Consider the following 21,004-nt stretch of genomic DNA (forward strand, 5'->3'; position numbering starts at 1 on the left):
GTGGCCGGCAGTGGCTGGCCGGTGGGCGTGTACGCGTAGAGCGTCAGCGCGATCGCGTCGGAGTACAACGCCTTGCCGGCCTCACTGCCGGCATTTTTGTAATCAAACAGTCCCATCTTCTTGCTTCCTTAGCGTCAAGTCAGAACTGCCAGTCCAGGGTCAGGCCCACACCGTGGTCTTTTTCCCGGGAGCCGAGCAGCCCGTTGTAATCCAGGTTCAAACGGGTATCGCGGCCCAGCGCCAATCCGGCACGGGCACCGACCACCGCGGCATCGCGGTCCATGGACACGCTTTGCACGTTGAACGCGGTGTTGCCGTTGACGAAGGCCAAGTGGTCTTCGGAACGGGTGTTGCTCAGGTTGTGTTGCCAGCCGAGCGTGCCGGACAGTTCCAGCTGTTGCTGGTCGGACAACGCAATGGCTTTGCTCGCCCGCAGGCCAAGGGTCGAAAGCACCACGTCGCGGTTGTTTTCACCGCCCTTGAGTGCGGCGGCGTCACCTTTTTCGCTGAAGCTTTCAGTGTTCAAGTGCACGTAAGCCAAGTTAACGAATGGCTCCAGAGCGATCGGTTGCAGGTCCAGGCGATACGCCGCTTCGGTGAACAGTTGCGCGGAGGTCGCATCGCGTTTGGATTTCTGCTTGCCGCTGACGCCGTTAAATTGCAGGTCACGTTTGACGTCGATGCGATGCCAGCTGTAAGCGCCACCGACGCTCAGGCGCAGCGCGTCGATTTCATGGCCCAGGTACGCACCCAAGTGGTAGCTGTCGACCGAGGCCGACGAATGTGTGCCATCGCCCATGCTCAATGAACTGTCGCTATAACCGGTGACGAAACCCAGTCGCGTATCTTCAGTGATCAAGCCATCGACACCGGCCAGCAGCCCGCCGATGGAGCTGTTGGAACTGGCGTTGTCATGCCCGCCATCGCTCTTGCCCCAGGCGCCGAGCACTTTGAGCCAGGCGTTGCTGCGGTCATCGGTCGGTGCCCCGGCGTCGAACAGATCGTGTTCGCGCAGACGCTCGCCGACTGCATCACGCAGGTAACGGCTGTCGTTGATCAGCAGTGTGCCGATTGCCGGATGAATCTCGCCGGACAGTTGCTGGAACGCTTGTTGCGCCACGGCGGCGGTCGGCGACAGCAGCAGGGTTTCGTAGAGTGGATTGCCTGCGCCCAATTGCTCGGCGGCAGCGGCCACGGCGCGTTGGTTTGGAGTCCGCCCGGCGCTGGTGAAGGATGTCGCGTTGCGCTCCACAGCCAGTTGAATGCCGCCAGCCGAGTAGTCAAGGGTGCCGCCGAGGAACAGGTAGTCCGGCACCACCGCACCGAAGCGCCCTTCGATTCCGCCGGCTGCTTGCAGGATGTTGTACTGATTGCCGAGCAGGGTTTTCGCTTCACCGGTGGTCAGCAATGTCGGGCTGTTTTCCAGCGACAGGCTGACCGTTGCGCCCTCGATGATCGCCTTGCCGCTGGCGATGATCTGGTCGCTGCTGGTGGGCGACAATTCTACGGCGTAGGTCGAGCCAGGCTCGAAAGTCACGTCGCCCGCCACCTGCAAGGTGCCGATGGAGTTGCCAGGGGCCACGGTACCGCCGCTTTTCGCGATCAGCGCCGCGATGCTGCCGTTACCGCCGAGGATGCCGCTGTCATTGACGGTGACGGCCGACAGCAGCGAACCGTTGATGGCCAATCGGCCCTGATTGACCAGGGTCGGGCCGGCGTAGGTATTGGCGCCGGTCAGCACCAGTGTGCCGATGCCCTGCTTGGTCAAGCCGCCATGGCCGGAAATGTCGTTGCGCCAGACGTCGAGTCCGCAATGCACGTCATTGCACACGCGCTCGGTGGGTTTGCCAGCGTCGATGATCGCGCCGATACCCGGCAAGTCCGCGACAAACTGGCTGGAGCCGTAGGCGCCTTCGATGCGGAATTCCTCGGGAATGTCCTGCTCGGTGACGAACATGGCCGGGCCATCGATGCCTTTGCGCAGGTTGATCATGCCCCAGCCATATAGCGAGTCGACGCCGGGTGCGCCGAGGTCGGTAGCGGTGGTGCGCAGTACGCTGGCGACTTGCGCGCCGGTCATGTACGGGAAGCGTTCCATCAATACCGCCACCGCGCCTGCCACGTGCGGCGCCGCCATGGAGGTGCCATTGTAATTGGCGTAGCCGGTGGTCAGGTCACCGGCATTGGTGCCGCTGATGATCGAACTGTAGATGCGGCTACCCGGTGCCGACACGCAGAAGCTCGCGGTGTAGCCGCAACGCGACGAGAAGGTGCTGATGTTGTAAGGGTCGGGGCTGCTGGTGTCCGGGTTCCTCTGCAACGCGGCGACGGTCATCCAGTTCGGCGCGATCTCCGGGACGAAGTAACCGAGACCGGCGATGGCGTCCGGGTTGTTGAGGTTGTAGTCGTTGCCGGCGGCGAAGATCGTCACGATGCCGCTGCGGGCCGCCGCGATGGCGCCGTCGTAGGCTCCGCCGGGTTTGGTCCCGAGCAAGGTCTGGATCTCGTTGAACTGCAGTTGCGCGTCCTGCACGGTGAAGTGCGGATACGCCGGGTCCCGGCCACCGAGGTCGAAGCGGTCAGTGATGCCGATGCCCCAGCTGTTGTTGATGATCCGCGCGCCGCTGGCGATCAGGGCATCCCAACCGGCCTTGTACACCGCGCCGTCGTTGCCGCGAATGATCCCGTCTTCCGGGCCCGGGTCGCCGTTGTCGGCGCTGATGATCTGCGCACCAAAGGCGACGCCGTGCATCGGCCCTCCATCGCGACTGCCCGCGGCGATCCCGCCAACGTGAGTGCCGTGGGCACCGAGTTTGCCGTTGGAGCCCACCGAGGGCGAACCGTCATACAGAAAGGCATCCCCGGCTTTGACCGGAATGTACGGGTCGGTGTATTCGCGGATGCCACTGGTGACCAGCGTGATCACCTTGTTGGCCCCGGAAAACTCCGGGTGCAAGGCGTAAACCGGTTGGTCGAAGATCCCCAGCTTCACGCCTTTGCCGGTGTAACCAGCGGCATAGGCCTCCTGAGCGTTGATCGCCCCCAGACCCCAATCGGCATTGAACTCCGTGCTGCGCCAGCTATCGGGATCGCCTGTCCTGCCGTTTTCCACGTAGGGCGCCGCGTGTGCGGTGCCCAGGGTGGCCAATGCGCAGAGCAAGGCAAGGTTGTTGTACTTGTTATTCATCGAGCTACCGTCCTTAGTTGTGTTGCCAAAATCCTTGTGGCCAGGGGCCTGCCTCAATTCCTGTAGGAGCGAGGCTTGCCCGCGAAAGGGCCGTGACATTCAGCATTGACGTTGACTGACACACCGCCTTCGCGGGCAAGCCTCGCTCCTACAGGGGGGGCGGTGTTCCAGCCCTTTACCGCGTTAAAACTGCCAATTGAGACTCAGCCCGACTCCATGGCTCTTCTCGCGGCTGGCCAGTTGGCCGGTGTAATCGAGGTTCAACCGAACATCCCGGCTCAAGGCCAGGCTGGCATGGGCGCCCACCAGCGCCGCATCGCGAACCAGTGGCGAGCTTTGCACCACGAACGGCGTGCCACCGCTGGCGAACGCCAGGTGTTCCTCGGAATCGGGGTTGCTCAGGTTGTGCTGCCAACCGAGGCTGCCGCTCAGGTCCAGCTGTTGTTGGCCGGACAGCGTCAGCGTTTTCAGCGCGCGTACGCCCAGGGTACTGAGCACCGCTTCACGCCGATCGCCGCGGCTTTTGAGCGCCGCTGCGTCACCTTTTTCGGTTAAGCCCTCAGTGTCGAGGTGCACGTAAGCCAGGCTGGCGAATGGCTCCAAGGCCAGTGCTTGCAGGTTCAAGCGATAAGCCGCTTCGCCGAACACCTGGGTGGTTCCGGCGTCGACTTTGGCTTTCTGTTTGGCGCTGACGTCGCCGTATTGCAGGTCACGTTTGACGTCGCCCCGATGCCAGCTGTAGGCACCGCCGGCACTCAGGCGCCAGGCGCCCATTTCGTGGCCGGCATAGGCGCCCAGGTGATAGCTATCGACTTGGGCTGAGGAATGAGCTCCGGAGCCCATGCTGACCGAGCTGTCGCTATAACCGGCGACCAGGCCGACACGGGTTTCGTCATCCACTGCGCCATCGACACCGGCCAACAAACCGCCAATCGACGTGGTGTAGCCGGCGGTGTCGTGGCTGTCATCGGTCTTGCCCCAGGCGCCCAGTGCTTTGATCCAGCCGTTGCTTCGGGAACCGTTGGCTTCGTTGAGACGCTCACCAACCGCATCGCGCAGATAACGGCTGTCACTGATCAACACCGAGCCCAGCGCCGGGTAGATTTCCCCCGACAACTGCTGGAAGGCTTGTTGCGCTGAACTGGCGGTCGGCGACAGCAGCAGGCTTTCGTAGACTGCGTTACCCGCGCCAAGCCCTTCCACAGCGGCCGCGACATTACGCTGATTCGGCGTTTGCCCGACGCTGGCGAAGGTCGTGGCGTTACGCTCAACGCTCAGTTGAATGCCGGTCGCGGCGTAATCGAGGCTGCCGCCGATGAACACGTAGTTGGGCAGCACCTCGCCGAACTGGCCTTGAATGCCGCCCGCCGCTTGCAGGATGTTGTACTGATGGCCCAGCAGGCTTTGTACTTGTTGGGTGCTGAGCAAGGTCGGGCTGTTTTCCAGGGACAGGCTCACGGTCGCGCCGCTGATCGTGGCCGTACCGCCGGCAATAATCTGATCGCTGCTGGTGGGTGACAGTTCGACGGCATAAGTCGAACCCGGTGCAAACGTCACATCGCCGCTGACTTGCAACGTACCGATGGAATTACCGGGCGCCACGGTGCCGCCAGCATTGGCGCTCAACGCAGCGATCCGTCCGTTACCGCCGAGGGTGCCGCTGTCATTGACGGTCACCGCCGACGTCAGCGAGCCGTTCACCGCCAGTAAGCCGCCGTTGACCGTGGTCGGGCCGCGATACGTGTTGTCGCCCGTGAGCATCAACCGTCCGGCACCGGACTTGATCAGGCTGCCTTCATAGACTCGGTTGGCGGCGGCGGAATCACGAGCCATGCCCACCGCATAATCGGTTTGATCCTGCTGACTGGCGCCGGCCGCAATGCCGTTCTCCCAGCCCTTGTCCTTCAACGTCTGTTGCCAGGCGCTGCGTTCGGCGGTGTCTTCGGACTGACGCTGAATCAACGCCTTGTCGGTAATGCCGTTGCTCCAGACATCGCTTTGCCCTGCCCCCAGATTGGCGTCAAACGCCCCAAGCAATTGCCCCGGCCCGTGCATCGCCCGTTCGAGGTTGGCCACGCCCCAACCGATGCGCGTACTCGGCGCGTCGGTGATCGAGCCGTCGAGCTGGGTCGCGGTGGTCAGCAATACCTCCAGCGCCTGCTGATTGTTCATGTACGGATAGCGTTCCATCACCAGCGCCAGTGCCCCGGTGGCATGCGGCGCGGCCATGGAGGTGCCGGACTTGATCGCGTAACCACCGCCGGGAATGGTGCTGTCGATCTTCGCGCCCGGGGTGGTGATGCACCAGTACTTGGCGATCCCGCACTGGTTGTATTTCTGCTGATTGCTTTGATCCAGCCCCGACACTGCCAGCCAGTGGCCTTCCAGGTCCGGCTGAAAATACGGCAAGGCTGAACGCACGCTGGCATTCGGGTAACCACTGTTGCCGGCGCTGAACACGTTGATCACGCCGCGCCGCGAAACGTCGGCGGCGGCATCGAGCCAGGTGCCTTTGTTCCAGTGCTGGGCGTAGGCAGCGTGCAGGTCCTCGAGGGTTCGATAGTTGACGTCCGGTGGCTGGCTGCCCCAGCTGTTGTTGATCGCGCGGACACCGGCATCCGCCAGGGCGTTATAGACCGCGGTGAAGTAGCGCGGGTCGGGGGTGGGGCCGAACAGGAAACTGTCATTCTTGTTGGTATTGCCGACGTAGATTTGCGCGTTGTACGCCACGCCGTGCATGCCGTTGCCATCCCGGGAAGCGCCCATGGTGCCGGTGACGTGGGTACCGTGGGAGTCGTTGTTGGTGTTGAGCGTGCCGTCGACATTGAACGCTGAGCCGTCGACATAGCTGCCGCTGGCCGTCACCGCGTGATAACGGTCTGCGGCAAATTCGGGATGGCTGGAATCGAAGCCGGAATCCAGTGCGCCGATTTTCACGCCTTTGCCGGTGATGCCGGCGGCATAAGCTTGATCGGCCTGCATGCGCGCCAGTCCCCAATCGCGCTGGAACTCTGCCGAGCGCCAACTGGCGGGGTCGCCGAGGGTACCGGTTTCCAGATAAAGCGCCTGGGCCGAGCCTGGCGCTGATGAAATCACGAGCAATAGCGTGCCGACCGTCATCGGCTTGATCTGTACGTCCATGTGCATGACATCTCGCTTTCTTGGCGTTTTTTGAGTTGTAGTTTCCCGGTTCAGGGAGATATCGCGTTGCTAACTCAAGTCCTGTGTCCCCAGTGCTCTGTGGCGAGGGGGCTTGCCCCCGTTCGGCTGCGAAGCAGTCGCAAGTCCGGCAAATGCGACATGTCTGTTGAATCACCGATTCCGGTTTTGGGACGGCTTCGCCGTCCAACGGGGGCAAGCCCCCTCGCCACAGGGGTTACTGGGTCTTTGTTGCTCGGCCCTGGCCGAAGGCCTCATCCACCTTGGCCAGGTCCTGCTCGCTCAAGGTGCCGGCGTAGTAGTGCAATTTGGTCCAGGCCATCAAATAGTCGTAGCGCGCCTGGGCCAGATCCCGGCGGGTGGTAAACAGTTGCTGTTCGGCATTCAGCGCATCGAGGTTGACCCGTTCGCCGCCCAAAATGCTTTGTCTGGTCGAGATCACCAGCGCTTCCGCCGACGTCAACGCCTTCTGATAAGCCCGCAATTTATTGACCCCCGACAGACAGGCGCTGAACTGCCGGCGCAGCTGGATCAAGGTTTCCCGGGTCTTGCCATCCAGTTCGTATTCGGCCTGTTCCATGGTGCGGCTGGCCTGCCGGGTCGAGGCCGAGACGCCGCCGCCGGCATACAGCGGCACGTTGACTTCGATGCCGATGGTGTTGGTGTCGTAGCGCTGGTTGTAGGTGTTGCCGCTTTCCGATTCGTTCTGGCGCACCGAGGCATAGGCGCTGACTTTTGGCAGATGACCGGCGCGGTTGCGTTCGACTTCGTAGCGCGCCACTTCCACCGCCTGGCGCTGGGAGGCCAGGTTCGGGTTGTTGGCCACCGCCATCTCGTGCCAGGTGTCGTAATTGGCCGGTTGCAGGGTGAAGGTCTGGAAGTTCTGATCCAGCGGCGTCAGGTCGGCAATGTCGATGGCTGGCACGCCAATCAGTGCGCCCAGTTCGCGCAGGGCCGCATCCTGTTCGTCACGCGCCTCGATTTCCTCGGCGGTCGCCAGTTCATAACGTGACTCGGCTTCGAGGATATCGGTGCGCGTGCCTTCGCCTTGGCGGAACATCTGTTCGTTCTGCTGAAACTGCTGCTCGAAGGCTTTTTTCTTCGCTCGTGCGATGTCGATCTGGTCCTGAGCGAACAGCGCCTTGGTGTAATTCTCCAGCACGCGAACCAGCAGCTCCTGGCTCTTGCCACGAAAGTTTTCGTCAGCGAACAGCGATTGCGCCACGCCTTTGCGATACGCCGCATAAGCCTCGTAGTCGAGCAGCGGCTGTTGCAGGGTCAAGGTCGAGCCGTAACTGCTGTAGTTGCGGTCTTCACTCTGGCTGTTACCGCGATCATTCAGATTGGTGACCTTGGAGGAGTTACGCCCCTTGTTGTAGTTGTAACCGAGCCTCGGCAACAGGCCGGCGCGGCCGATGGCGCGGTTTTCAAGGCCGGCATCGCGTTCCTTGATGGCGCCGAGGAACACCGGATCATTGCGTAACGCTTGCTCATAAATGTCGAAGGGCCCCATGGCCATCGCACTGTTGCACGTCAGCAACGCCAGGGTCGCTGCGAGCAGGGAAAGCTTATTCATACAGCCGAACATCCTTATTCCTCGGTCAACGCGGAGCCTGCCCGGTCGAGCAGCGGTTTGAACAAATAGTTGAGGAGTGAACGTTCACCGGTACGCACGAACATTTCTGCCGGCATGCCCGGCTTGATCACCAGACCGTTGAGTTTTTCCATGGCCTGATCACTGACGCTGCTGCGCAGCACGTAGTACGGCACACCGGTTTTTTCGTCGACCATCTGGTCGGCGGAGATCAGGCTGACTTCGCCGGGAACTCGCGGGGTACGACTCTGGTTGAACGCGGTGAACAGAATGTCCACCGGCAAGTGCGTGCCGACTTTGTCGATCAGGTTGATCGGCAGGTGCCCTTCCACTTCCAGGCGGGTACCTTGCGGGACAATCTCCAGCAAGGTGTCGCCCTGACGTACCACGGCACCTTCGGTATGAACCCCAAGGTTGACGGCGATGCCGTCGGCGGTGGCGATGATTTCGCTGTGTTGCAAATCGAAGCCGGCAGAGGTCAATTGCTCTTCCAGGGTCACGCTTTTGAGTTGCGCGTCGGCCAGTTGGCTGCGGACTTCCTTCTGGTATTCCTCGCTGTGCTGTTGCAGTTTCAGCCGGGATTCAAGGATGCCCTGCTCCACCCGACCGCTTTCGCCGGTATTTTCTGCCAGCTGTTGCTGCACTTGCGACAACTGACGCTGGTAATCCATCAAGCGGTTGCGTGGGATGTAGCCGTTGTCCGCCAAGGGCTGAAGATTGCTCAACTGTTGTTGCAGGGAACTGGCCTGGGCCGTCAGGTCGGTGCGTGCGCGGCGCATGCCGGCCAGTTGCGCGCTGGCGCCTTCGATGTTGGCGCGCAGGGCCGCTTGCTCACGGGAAAAGGCTTCGCGACGGCTGCTGAACAATTGCCGTTGGCCTTCAAGAACCAGGGCCAGACGCGGGTCAGGATCGTTGCTCAGTTCGGCGGGGAAATTCACCTGCTTGAGGTTATCCCGCTCACTCTGCCAGCGCGCCAGGCTGGCCCACGCCATGCGGTATTGCGCTTGCAGCGATTGCACGTCGGCCGCGACCTGGGTCTGGTCGAGGCGGAACAGTGGCTGGCCCTGCTTCACCACCTGCCCTTCGCGCACCAGAATCTGGCTGACCACGCCGCTGCTCATCGATTGCACGGCTTTGCGCTTGCCCGAGACCACCACGGTCCCCTGCACCGGAATGCCTTGATCGAGCGGCGCGAGGCTCGCCCAGGTGAAGAAACTGCCGGCGCCGACAATCGCCAGAATCCAGCCCATGCGGGCGAAGAAACGCGCATCGCGCTCAGGGCGTTCCGCGATGTAGTCGTGTTCCATCGTCGCTTCGCTGTCGTTGTTCATGCGTGTGCTGCTCATACACCCGAATTCCTTGTCGTGGGCTGATACTGCCGGCTCATGCTGAGCCCGCCCGGTGCCTGCGCGGCTTTTTCACGTTGCTGCTCCTGAGCGCCGGACAGCGCCTTGAGCACCTCCTGGCTTGGACCAAAGGCCTGCAAACGACCTTCGTTGAGCACCAGCAACTTGTCGGCCTGGGCCAGGGCCGAAGAGCGATGGGTGACCAGAATCACGCTGGTGCCCCGGGCCTTCATGTGCGCGATGGCGCCGGCCAATGCCGCTTCGCCAACGGTGTCGAGGTTGGAGTTCGGCTCATCCAGCACCACCAGGCTTGGGTTGCCATACAGCGCGCGAGCCAAGGCCACGCGTTGTTTCTGGCCACCGGACAAACCGCTGCCGTCTTCGCCAAGCACGGTGTCGTAGCCCTGCGGCATGCGCAGGATCAGTTCATGAACGCCGGCCTGTTGCGCGGCTTCGACGACTTTTTGCGGATCCGCCTCACGGAATCGAGCGATGTTTTCCGCGATGCTGCCGCTGAACAGTTCGATGTCCTGGGGCAGATAGCCGATGTAAGGGCCGAGGTCGTCGCGGTTCCAGCGATGAATGTCCGCGCCATCGAGCCGCACCGTGCCGCCCAGCGTCGGCCAGACGCCGACCAGCACTCGGGCCAGGGTCGATTTACCCGAGCCGGAAGCGCCGAGTACGCCCAGCACTTCCCCGGCGCCCAGGTTGAAATTGACCATGTGCAAAGTCGCTGCCCGTTGCCCCGGCGGGCCGGCGCTGACTTGCTCGAAGGTGATCTGGCCTTTCGGCGCCGGCAGCGCCATGGCTTCATCACTCGGCGGGAAAGCTTGCAGCAAAGCGTCGAGACGGCGGTAAGCGAGTTTGGCGCCGCTCCACTGTTTCCACACAGCGATCAACTGATCGATGGGGCTCAATACCCGGCCCATCAGGATGGAACCTGCGATCATCATCCCGGCGGTCATGTCACCCTGAATCACCAGCAAGGCGCCCAGCCCAAGCACCAGGGATTGCAGGCACAGGCGCAGGGTTTTGCTCAAGGAGCTGATGACCGCGCCGGTGTCACTGGCCTGATTCTGCAAGCCGAGAAAACGCGAGTGCACCTCAAACCAGCGTTTGCGCAAGGCACCGAGCATGCCCATGGCCTGAATGGTTTCGGCGTTATGCAGGTGACTGGTGGCCAGTTGGCTGGATTTCTGGGAAAACCCCGCGGCTTCACCCAAGGGCTTTTTGGTCATCGCCTCGTTGAGGCAGGCCAGCCCGATCAACAGTACCGCGCCTGCGGTGGCCAATACGCCGAGCCATACGTTGAACAGAAAAATCACAAACAAATAGACCGGAAACCACGGTGCATCGAAGAAGGCAAACAGCGCCGGGCCGGTGACGAATTGGCGAATATGGGTCAGGTCACCCAGGGATTGCCCCGCGTTGCCCTCGCCCTTGAACAGGTTTCGCTCGAAAGCGGCTTGATACACCCGCAGGTTGAAACGGCGCTCCAGTTGGCTGCCGATACGGATAACGATAAAGCTGCGCACGATCTCCAGCAGACCGATGAAGGCAAAGAAACCGACCACCATCAACGACAACATCGCCAGGGTGGTTTCGTTTTGCGAAGACAGTACCCGGTCATAGACCTGAAGCATATAAATCGACGGGACCAACATCAGCACATTAATCAGTGCGGTAAAACACCCGACGCTGATCAGAATGCTCTTATAGTCGCCCAGTGCCTTGAATAACGGTGCAGTGGCCGGGCTCTTCGCCATCTTCATTGGTTTTTCCTGAGATATTAATCCTCGCCTTACTTGGCGAGGTTCCAATTAACTGTCCGCACATGGGTCGAGACGTTCTTTTGCCGATATCGCTTACACATTAATAACAACTCTTTGTTTTCTTCAAAGAGCTCCGGTTATTGATCTGCTGCTTATAACGGCAATAACGAGCTTTATATTCAGCGCCTGGTGCCGGCCCGGCACTTTTCACTTAGGCGCTGCGCGCTCAAGCGTAATGCTCAGACCTGACTTCAAGGTGCTTTTATAAACCCCCTCAAGCTGTCGGCTGAAAAACACAATTCTTGAGCCTTCTTTACCGGTCACGGCAATGCCATCCGGTTCCGGGAACCAGCCTATCGCGGACTCGTTCAGCCAGGCGCCGAGGCAGTCGGCCCCCTCACCCAGGGTCTGGTTCAATTTGAGCTCGATCGTGCAAACATTCGATGGTTTGTCTTGCAATGCAAGGGACTCGGGTGAGTCTTGCGCGGTGATCAAGGTGGCCTGCCATTTCCCGGCGAGTTCTGACGGGTCGGCTAATTTAAGACTGCGTGCCATGGCTACATCTCCAAGAAACATCATCAGCGTCGCCAACAGCCACGCGGTTGCTCTGCAGGTAAAAGCGTTGTGGATCATAGGGCGTTTTACTCATGGTCGTAGCCTTGTTCATAGCACCTACCGTTCAAGGGGCAGAGAGCGGCGCGTCAAGCGCCGCCCTCCTTTTTCCTTGAATCAGGCCACGATGTCCGAGAACGCCGCCTGGCCAACGGTGCTGACCAGGAAGTCAGCCACGCCGTGCCCGGAGAAGTCCACCGACAACAGGCTATTGCCGCCCGAAGTGGTCAACACCGCATCGCCTGCCGCACCGGTGAACGAGTTCACGAAATGCAGGCCCGCGCCTTTGGTGATGCCGGTCAGGTCGATCTTGTCCAGGCCACTGACAAAATCGAGGATCTGGTCGACCGCACCCGGCTTGGAGTCGCTGCTGGCCGCGAACACAAAGGTGTCCGAGCCCGAACCGCCCCACAGTTTGTCCGCACCGCCCGCGCCGAAGAGGATGTCGTTGCCGGCACCGCCCTTCAACTCGTTGGCCACGCTGTTACCGATCAGCAGGTCGCTGCCCGAACCGCCAATCGCGTTCTCGACGGTGACTCCCTTGGCGATGGACACGTTGCCCACCATGCCGCCAACGTCGGAGAACGAGGCTTCATTGAGATTGATTTTCTGGTTTTGAGTAAATCCGGAGAAATCCAGGGTGTCCTTGCCGCCCGCATCCCAGACCGAGAACACGACCTTGTCCGACGACGAAGACGCGCTCAGGAAGTCGCGGCCGGCGTTGGAGTTGAAGCCGTAGGTGGTATCACCGGTACGGGTGGTGGTGTTGGCACCGTAGAGTTTCTGAATGGCGGCGATATCATCCATCAGCGGGCCGGAGGAGTAGGCTTCCACACCGCCCTTGCTGAAGTTCTGGTCGGTATTGCTTTCACTCCAGTAGCTCATGACGCTGTAACCGCGGGTGTCTTGCCCGTAAGTCGCGTCATTGTAGGTCGGCGCGCCTTCACCAGCGTTGTAGTCGCCAGGGTGAGCCAGGCCCAGAGAGTGACCGATTTCGTGGGTCAGGGTCTGACGGCCGTAGTTGTTCAGGTCCGGCGTCTTGTTGACGTTATAGCCACTGCCCGTCAGATACCACGAAGTACCGTCATAACCTGCACCGGTGCCTGGCAAGTAGGCGAATGCTGCTGCGCCATCCTGACCACCACTGTAGTTCCCGAAAGTCATGTGACCGTCACCGCCAGAGGCTTTTTCGGTGAAGGTGACATTGGCCACGTCGGCCCAGGATTGCATGGCGAGTGCGGCCTGTGCTTTCTGTTGCGCGCTGAACTGACTGAACCCGGTGATGCCGTGCTTGTTCATGGTGCTCGACGAGGCCGAGGTCAGGAACGTGTAGGTGAGTTCGATTTTGCCACTGCCGTCCTTATCCTGGTAGGCAGCGCCGTCACGCAGTAGCTGGGTCGCTGCCTGGTCGACGGAGTAGGAGGGTTTGCCATTGACCGTGAGATTGCCACCCCGATCATACTGATGGCTGAAACTATCGATCTGATTGTAGGCGGAACTGGGTGCAGCCAGCGCTTGCAATGGCGCAAAGGCCTGTTCGGCAAGATCAATAGCGTTGTCTTTTACTTTCGACATAAACACACTTCCTTGTTTAGCAATGGAACAGTTTTTGTCCGATACGACAATCTCTGGCGAGATCGTCCTATCACTCGCCCAATGAAGGCGTATAAAAACTGACACAATTCGAAATCAAACGTCTACATTTTTTTTGACGTCAAATTGAGTGATTCCGGCGAACTCCAGTAAACAGTGCGTGCGCTGTCGAAATATAGTTTGTAGTTGAAGGTTTTAACCGGATTGTCCGACAATTTGCTATTTAAATATTAAATATGGGTAAGTTGTTTTTCTGTAGATGAGTTCGCATTTTTTCGACTTATTAATATAAGTGCCAGTGTATTGCTATCAAGCAAATTAAACACACAGTTAGTTGTAGTAGTGGCCAGGGACAGAGCTCCGTGGCCACGCGAGAAATCGACTCAGCTACCCGTACGAATCTTGTTCCACACCCGCGTCCGCACCCGGTCAATGTTCAACGGCATCGCTTCCAGCGCAAACAATTTCCCCATCATCTCCGGGCTCGGATAAACCTTGGTGTCGCTCTTGATGGCCGGGTCAATCAGGTTGTCGGCCTGTTCGTTGCCGTTGGCGTAGTGCACGTAGTTGCTGATGCCGGCCATGACGTCGGGACGCAGCAGGTAGTTCATAAAGGCGTAACCGGCTTTCTCGTCGGGAGCGTCGGCGGGCATGGCGACCATGTCGAACCAGATGGCGGCGCCTTCCCTGGGAATGGAATAGCCGATGTCGACACCATTCCTGGCTTCCTTGGCGCGGTTTTCCGCTTGGATAATGTCGCCAGAGAAGCCAACGGCCACGCAGATGTCACCGTTGGCCAGGTCGCTGGTGTATTTGGACGAGTGGAAATAGCTGACATAGGGCCGGACTTTCATCAGCAGCGCTTCTGCCTTTTTATAGTCCTCGGGGTTCTTGCTGTGGTGTGGCAACCCAAGGTAATTCAACGCCGCCGGCAACAGTTCGGGGCCGTTGTCGAGAATGGCCACGCCGCATTTTTGCAGCTTTGCCATGTTCTCGGGCTTGAAGATCAGGTCCCAGGAGTCCACCGGCGCGTTGTCACCCAACACGGCCTTGACCTTGGCAAGGTTGTAGCCGATGCCGGTGCTGCCCCACAAATACGGGAAGCCATGCTCGTTGCCCGGGTCGTTGGCCTGCAACGTCTTGAGCAGCACCGGGTTGAGGTTTTTCCAGTTGGGCAACTGACTCTTGTCGAGTTTTTTCAGGGCCCCGCCCTCAATCTGTCGGGCCATGAAGTGGTTGGACGGAAACACCACGTCATACCCGGATGTGCCGGTCATCAACTTGCCATCAAGGGTTTCGTTGCTGTCGAAGACGTCGTAACTGAAGGCGATACCGGTTTCTTTTTGAAAGTTTTTGGTGGTGTCCGGGGCGATGTAGTCCGACCAGTTGTAGATTTTCACGGTCTCGGCGGCCTGGCTGAAGGTCGCGACGAGCGCAAGTGGAGCAAGCGTCAGTGTCTTTCGGATCATGAGTCGATTCCTGTATGGATTGTTGTTGGCAGGCAATCAGAGGATCAAAAAATCAAAACGTAGGTCTTGCGCACGGTTTCCTGGATGTCCCAGATGCCGAGGCTGTTGGCTGGCAACATCAGTGCATCGCCGGCTTCTATGTAGAGGGTTTCACCGTCGTCCGGGGTGAAGGTGCAGCGGCCCTGAATGAAGTGACAGAATTCCTGGGCAACGATCTGCCGGCGCCAGCGGCCGGGCGTGCATTCCCAGACGCCGGTTTCGACACCGTCGTCGCGTTCGACGCTGGTGGTCGAGGCCACCGCCATGGGCGCGCCCAGTGGCACGGCGACAGGGTTCGACTCTTCCAGCTTCAGGGTTGCGGTGTTCTTGAAGTGAGTGATTGGCATGGGAGTACCTGTCGATTGAGAAAAATGCCGTTCAGTGCATGAAGCCTTCCATGAAACCCGCGACCCGACTGGCCAGTTTGCGTCGCCAGGGCGCAGTGGCCGGGTTGGCCAGGGTCTGGTCTTCGTGGACGAAGCTGCGGATGATCGCGTTGTAGCCCAACCAGCGGCAGGGCTCGGGTTCCCAGGCTTTGAGCGCGTCGAGACCACCCTGAGGAATGACCCACGGCTGGCGGACCAACTCAGTGTCGCGCTGAAGAATCAGGTCGGCCAGCGTCCGCCCGCCGAGGTTGCTGGCACCGACGCCCTCCCCGCCATAACCGCCGGACAAGGCGATGCCGCTGGCTTGATCGCAGAGCATGTGCGGCTTGAAGCGCCGGGACATGCCCAGGTTGCCGCCCCACGCATGGGTAATTCGGACGTTCTTGAGTTGCGGAAAAAGTTCGCTGAACAGGTAGCGCCGCAACTCTATTTCGCTGATGGTCAGGTCGAAGTCATGGCGCAACTTGCCAGCAAATTGATAGCCGCCACGGGCACCGAACACCAAGCGGTTATCCGCTGTACGCTGGCCATAGGTGACTTGCCGGCTGCTTTCACTAAAGGCCTGGCCGTGGCTGAGGCCGATCTCGTCCCAGGTCTCGGCGGACAGCTGTTCGGTCGCCACCAGCAAACTCTGGACCGGCAACTGATAACGGTCCAGCGGTGGCAATGTAGCCGCATAACCCTCTACCGCCGGCACGATCCAGCGGCTGCGAACCTGAGCCTTGGCCGTACGCAAACTGCCCGACTGCCATTGAGTGACCGGGCTGTTCTCATAAATGTTGACCCCCATGCGCTCCACCGCCCGTGCCAGGCCTCGGACCAACTTTGCCGGGTGAAGGGTCGCGACGTGCGGTGCATAGATACCGCCATAAGGTTTGGCAATTCTGATCTGTTGCGCCAATTGCTCAGGACTGAGCCAGCGGTAGTCGCTTTCGGTCAGCCCCTGGCGGTAGAGCGTGTCCAGATAATGGCGCAGGCTGGCTTCCTGCTCCGGATAGCGCGCAGCACAGTAAAGCACCCCGCCTTTGCGATAATCGCAGTCGATACCTTCTCGTTCCAGGACGATCTCAACTTCATCAGGGATGCCGTGTAGCAGGTCGAAAGAGGCGTGCCGTTGTTCGGCCGGTAAATCGGCGAGCAAACGATCTTCGCCCAGCAGGTTGCCCATCAGCCAACCGCCGTTACGGCCCGAAGCACCAAAACCGGCGGTTTGGGCTTCGACGATGGCAATGCCCAGTTCCGGTGCCAGGCGCTTGAGGTAGTAAGCGGTCCAGAGCCCGGTGTAACCGGCGCCAATGATGGCCACGTCGACGTCCAGATCCTGTTCCAGCGCCGGGCGCGCCAGCAATGGCTCGTCGAGTTGATCCATCCATAAACTGATCGTGCGCCACGCCTGCATGCAAGACTCCACCACTGAAAACTTCGATGGCGTCGATCCTAGTGCTCGGGCTCAGGGATTGTCTTGCGCGCGTGCACGCAAAGAAATTTGTTTGGCGTAAGCCTTGGGCGACAGACCGGTGTGTCGACGAAAACAGCTGTAAAACGCCGACAACGAATTGAAACCAGCCGCGAACGCCAGTTCGTCGATGCGCAGTGGCGGCGTGGCGGCGTCCAGTGCCGCAAGCAAATGCTGCAACCGCGCCTGATTGACGTAACGGTAGAAGCTTTGGCCGAGCACCTGATTCAGCAGATAGGAAATCTGATTGCGGCTGTACCCGCACTCCTTCGCCACCCGTTGCAGGTCAAGTTCAGGATCCAGGTACGGTTGCTGGCGCTGGAAATACTGTTGCAAATCCTCGGCCATGAAACTCAGCTGCCGCGGTGACAGCCCGAGCCGGCTGACCGCCGGGCGCAGGTTGCGGGCGGCTTTGCTGGACGCTTGTTCGTGCACAAGCGTGGCGTATTCATTGACCCGCCAGATCAGCCCCTCACGTACGGTAATCGCCTCGCTGGTCCGAAACGACACCAGTCCCTCGCCGCCGCGAAGGGTGATGCGGTATTGAATAAACGCCGTGTTGCCGTCCAGGCGAATACGGTCCGAATGCTCCAGGGCCTCATCCGGATCGCGCGGCATGCTGTCGCGCACATACTCGCGCAACTCATCCAGCCCCATCACGCGGTTCTGGAAAAAGTCGTTGTACTGAATGTCCGGGTGATAAAGCGCCATGACGCCGTCCAGATCCCGGTGTTTCCAGCGCAGGTGGTAACGCATGACCGTCTCGCCCGTGGCCTGGGTTTGCAACGGACCATCATCATCGGCGTGCATAAGGGACTCGACGAGAAAAAACCGAGCTTGCCGAAGTTCTCGCCGGGCTTCAATGACCCCGTGGAATGCCCCGGCAATATTGGCCTTTCGCCACAAAATCGGTGTCTCGTGATCTGCGTCAAAAAAAAATGAACCAATCGCTAAACGGACTGAAAAATTCCACATGACTTTCACATCCGGGTGCTACTTTTAAAGACAGTCAACCGGTTGAGCCATTGAAGGTTCTTCCCTCCTGACATGAGCTAAAGGAAGCGCTCGATGATTAAGGTGGGCAACACATGAATAAAGGTTCCTTCAGCAAAGTCACTTTTCCAAATGCCTGCCAGCTGATGCGCTGGCATTTTCATCCCATGGGTTTCGAAGCGACCATGGATGCGCCGGGCAGTATGGTTGCCCGGCTGTTCGACCGCGCCAGTGGTGAAACCATGATCGCCATTGCCGGCATTCCTTGCGCAACGGTCATGAATGCGGCGGATGTAGAACGAATCATCGAAGCTGTGGAAGATGAGCTGGAGGCGTTCATTCCGCCGGAGGCTCTCAAGAGTTATGCCTGATGGTCGGCACTCCACAGAACCTGTGGGAGCGGGCTGTGGCTAGAGAGCTTGCCTGTGGCGAGGGGGCTTGCCCCCGTTCGGCTGCGAAGCAGTCGCAAAATCGGTTGATGCGTTTAACCTGGAGAGTCGTGGTGTTTTTTTGGGGCCGCTGCGCGTCCCAACGGGGGCAAGCCCCCTCGCCACACAAGCCCCCTCGCCACAGGCAAGTCCCCTCGCCAAGCCCGCTCCCACATTGATTGCGTTTAACTGATCAGCAACAGCGCCTGAGCCAGATCGGCGCGCAGGTCTTCGACATCCTCGACCCCCACTGACAAACGCACCAGCGCATCGCCGATACCGAGTTGTGCCCGGGTTTCGGCGGGGATGCTGGCATGGGTCATGATCGCCGGGTGCTCGATCAGGCTTTCCACCCCGCCCAGGCTCTCGGCCAAGGCAAAGATCCGCACACTCTCGAGAAAGCGTTTAGCGCCAGCCAGGTCGCTGTTCAGGTCGAGGGAAATCATGCCGCCGAATCCTCGCATCTGCCGCCGCGCCAGTTCGTGCTGCGGATGCGATGGCAAGCCCGGATAGTAAACGCGCGCCACCTGCGGTTGACGCTCCAGCCATTGCGCCAACTCCAGCGCGTTACTGCAGTGGCGCTCCATGCGCAGCGCCAGGGTCTTCACCCCGCGCAACGTGAGAAACGCGTCGAACGGCCCGGCGATAGCCCCCACCGCGTTCTGCAGGAAACCCAGGCGCTCGGTCAGTTCAGCGTTCTGCCCGACCACCGCGATGCCGCCGATCACGTCGGAGTGACCGTTCAGGTACTTGGTCGTCGAGTGCAGCACGATATCGAAACCCAACTCCAGCGGGCGCTGTATCCATGGGCTGGCAAACGTGTTGTCGGCCACACAAATAATCCCTCGCTCGCGACAGGTGCGCGCGACGGCGGCGAGGTCAGTCAGGCTCAACAAAGGATTGCTCGGCGTCTCGACCCAGACCATCCGCGTGTCGTCCTGCAGCGCTGCTTCGAAGGCTGCCAGGTCAGTCAGATCGACGAAGCTGAAACGATGCCCGGCACTGCGTTGACGCACCTTGTCGAACAGCCGGAATGTACCGCCGTACAGGTCATTGCCGGAGACGATATGGGCGCCAGCATCGAGCAGTTCGAGCACATTGGCGATCGCCGCCAGCCCGGAAGCGAAGGCGAAGGCCCGAGTACCGCCCTCGAGGTCCGCCACGCAACGCTCCAGGGCGAAGCGTGTCGGGTTGTGCGAACGCCCGTAGTCGAAGCCCTTATGCACCCCCGGGCTCTGTTGCAGATAGGTGGAGTTGGCGTAAATCGGCGGCATCAGCGCCCCGGTGGAAGGGTCCGGCGTTTGTCCGGCATGGATCACACGGGTGGCAAATCCTCGTGGCGCGGCGGTTTCATCGTGCTGACTCATGCGAGGGATCTCCGCAAGTGATTGAGCATGTCGACGCGAGTAATCAGGCCGTGGAAGCCCGAAGTGTCGGCGATGATCGCCACCAACCCGCGATCGAGCACCGCCTCCAGCTCAGCAAGACTGGCGCCGGGAGGCAGGGTTTCGAGCTTGTCGGTCATCGCGCTGGTCACGGTCATGCGAAAGTGCGTAGCGTCTTCGTGCACGCCAAACAGAATGTCGGACTCGTCGATCACCCCGACCAGTCGCTGCCCATCCACCAGCACCGGCAGTTGCGATACATCCGCCAGGCGCATGCGCTGAAACGCCGTGAGCAAGGTGTCGTCCGGCCCCACGCTGACCACCCGGCCATCCTCGAAGCGCCGCGCGATCAGGTCACGCAAGTCACCATAGCGCTTGCGCGCAAGCAGCCCTTGATCGTTCATCCATTGGTCGTTATAGACCTTCGACAAGTAACGGGTGCCGGTGTCGCAGACGAAACTGACCACCCGCTTCGGCTCGGTTTGTTCGCGGCAGTAACGCAGCGCCGCCGCCAGTAACGTGCCGGTCGAAGAACCGCCAAGAATCCCTTCGGCGCGCAGCAATTGGCGGGCATGATCGAAGCTTTCCTCATCGCTGATCGAATAGGCCTTGCGCACGCTGGACAGGTTGGCAATCGATGGAATGAAGTCTTCGCCGATACCCTCCACCGCCCAGGAGCCAGGCGTACCGAGGGTGCCGCTGCGACTGTATTCGGCCATTACCGAGCCGACCGGATCGGCCAGCACCATTTCCAGTTTCGGTTGTACGCGCTGAAAGAAACGGGTCAGCCCGGTCAGTGTGCCGGCAGAACCGACGCCGACGACGATGGCATCCACATCATGCTGGGTCTGCGCCCAGATCTCCGGCGCGGTGCTGCACTCGTGGGCCAGCGGGTTGGCCGGGTTGTTGAACTGATCGGCGAAGAATGCGTCGGGAATGTCCTGCGCCAACCGCGCAGCGACGTCCTGGTAATAATCGGGATGGCCCTTGCCGACGTCGGAGCGGGTGATGTGCACTTCGGCGCCCATCGCCTTGAGGTGCAGCACCTTCTCGGTGGACATCTTGTCCGGCACCACCAATACCACCCGGTAACCCTTGGCCCGGCCGACCAAAGCCAGGCCAAGCCCCGTGTTGCCGGCAGTGGCCTCGACGATGGTGCCGCCGGGGCGCAGGCGACCATCGCGCTCGGCGGTGTCGATCATCGCCAGGCCGATGCGGTCCTTGATCGAACCGCCGGGGTTCTGCGATTCGAGTTTGAGAAACAGTGTGCACGGGCCGGTATCAAAGCGGCTGATACGCACTAGCGGCGTATTGCCGATCAGTTCGAGCACGGCGGGACGGGAGTCATTCGGCATGTCGTCACCTCGCTGCATGTATCCGCACTGGACAGCGACCTGCGGCGAATCATTGCGCGCCAGTCGCAAGCAAAGCCTCGCCTTGGACCATAGGCCGGGATCGCGCCCCTCGCAACTTTTCGCGGCCAGTCGGTACCTCTTCAGCCATGCCTACCTTTGTGGCGAGCGAGCTTGCTCGCGCTGGGTCGCGTAGCGGCCCCAAAAATCTGAGAACCATTGCCGATTATTTA

Annotated in this window: 14 protein-coding genes; 1 reads left to right on the forward strand and 13 read right to left on the reverse strand. The window is 60.5% G+C overall.

The window, feature by feature from the left end; genetic code table 11:
• Nucleotides 1–139: 139 nt before the first annotated feature.
• The 11 genes from PMI30_RS26035 to PMI30_RS25985 all read right to left on the reverse strand — a co-directional run bounded on the left by PMI30_RS26035 (nt 140) and on the right by PMI30_RS25985 (nt 17,423).
• The gene (locus PMI30_RS26035; protein WP_008006032.1) at nt 140–3,187 is read right to left on the reverse strand and encodes an autotransporter serine protease; all 3,048 of its coding nucleotides are present in this window, start codon (nt 3,185–3,187) and stop codon (nt 140–142) included.
• Between the two features lie 183 nt (nt 3,188–3,370).
• Nucleotides 3,371–6,328, reverse strand: coding sequence for an autotransporter serine peptidase EprS (gene eprS / locus PMI30_RS26030; protein ID WP_032834819.1), 2,958 nt, complete (start codon nt 6,326–6,328; stop codon nt 3,371–3,373).
• Between the two features lie 235 nt (nt 6,329–6,563).
• Nucleotides 6,564–7,934, reverse strand: coding sequence for a TolC family outer membrane protein (locus PMI30_RS26025; protein ID WP_008006034.1), 1,371 nt, complete (start codon nt 7,932–7,934; stop codon nt 6,564–6,566).
• A 2-nt stretch (nt 7,935–7,936) separates the two neighbouring features.
• Nucleotides 7,937–9,286 (reverse strand): HlyD family type I secretion periplasmic adaptor subunit, encoded by a 1,350-nt coding sequence (locus PMI30_RS26020; protein ID WP_008006035.1) that lies wholly within the window; start codon nt 9,284–9,286, stop codon nt 7,937–7,939.
• Nucleotides 9,283–11,058: a type I secretion system permease/ATPase gene (locus PMI30_RS26015; RefSeq protein WP_008006036.1), complete on the reverse strand. Its 1,776-nt coding sequence runs from the start codon at nt 11,056–11,058 to the stop codon at nt 9,283–9,285. Before PMI30_RS26015 ends, PMI30_RS26020 begins: the two co-directional genes overlap by 4 nt.
• Nucleotides 11,059–11,265: 207 nt before the next feature.
• Nucleotides 11,266–11,691 (reverse strand): AprI/Inh family metalloprotease inhibitor, encoded by a 426-nt coding sequence (locus PMI30_RS26010; protein WP_032834815.1) that lies wholly within the window; start codon nt 11,689–11,691, stop codon nt 11,266–11,268.
• 96 nt (nt 11,692–11,787) lie between these two features.
• Nucleotides 11,788–13,245 carry a serralysin family metalloprotease gene (locus tag PMI30_RS26005; protein WP_008006038.1) on the reverse strand — a complete coding sequence of 486 codons (1,458 nt, stop codon included), beginning with the start codon at nt 13,243–13,245 and terminating at the stop codon, nt 11,788–11,790.
• 401 nt (nt 13,246–13,646) lie between these two features.
• Nucleotides 13,647–14,732, reverse strand: coding sequence for a polyamine ABC transporter substrate-binding protein (locus PMI30_RS26000; protein WP_008006039.1), 1,086 nt, complete (start codon nt 14,730–14,732; stop codon nt 13,647–13,649).
• A 44-nt stretch (nt 14,733–14,776) separates the two neighbouring features.
• Nucleotides 14,777–15,118, reverse strand: coding sequence for a cupin domain-containing protein (locus PMI30_RS25995; protein WP_008006040.1), 342 nt, complete (start codon nt 15,116–15,118; stop codon nt 14,777–14,779).
• Between the two features lie 31 nt (nt 15,119–15,149).
• On the reverse strand, nt 15,150–16,556 hold the full coding sequence (locus PMI30_RS25990; RefSeq protein WP_008006042.1) for an NAD(P)/FAD-dependent oxidoreductase: 1,407 nt from the start codon (nt 16,554–16,556) through the stop codon (nt 15,150–15,152).
• A gap of 51 nt (nt 16,557–16,607) precedes the next feature.
• Entirely contained in the window at nt 16,608–17,423 is an 816-nt protein-coding gene (locus PMI30_RS25985) for an AraC family transcriptional regulator (RefSeq protein WP_008006044.1), read from the reverse strand.
• Between the two features lie 278 nt (nt 17,424–17,701).
• On the opposite strand from PMI30_RS25985, the gene PMI30_RS25980 reads away from it, so the two are divergent.
• Nucleotides 17,702–17,977, forward strand: a complete 276-nt coding sequence (locus tag PMI30_RS25980) for a DUF1652 domain-containing protein (RefSeq protein WP_008006046.1) — start codon at nt 17,702–17,704, stop codon at nt 17,975–17,977.
• A gap of 242 nt (nt 17,978–18,219) precedes the next feature.
• Here the strand turns inward: PMI30_RS25980 and PMI30_RS25975 are convergent, their stop codons facing one another.
• Together PMI30_RS25975 and PMI30_RS25970 are read right to left on the reverse strand one after the other, a co-directional pair.
• Nucleotides 18,220–19,401, reverse strand: coding sequence for a cystathionine gamma-synthase (locus PMI30_RS25975; RefSeq protein WP_008006048.1), 1,182 nt, complete (start codon nt 19,399–19,401; stop codon nt 18,220–18,222).
• Nucleotides 19,398–20,774 (reverse strand): pyridoxal-phosphate dependent enzyme, encoded by a 1,377-nt coding sequence (locus PMI30_RS25970; protein WP_008006050.1) that lies wholly within the window; start codon nt 20,772–20,774, stop codon nt 19,398–19,400. Before PMI30_RS25970 ends, PMI30_RS25975 begins: the two co-directional genes overlap by 4 nt.
• Nucleotides 20,775–21,004 lie beyond the last annotated feature (230 nt).

The sequence above is a fragment of the Pseudomonas sp. GM50 genome, assembly GCF_000282375.1.
Classification (GTDB): Bacteria; Pseudomonadota; Gammaproteobacteria; order Pseudomonadales; family Pseudomonadaceae; genus Aquipseudomonas.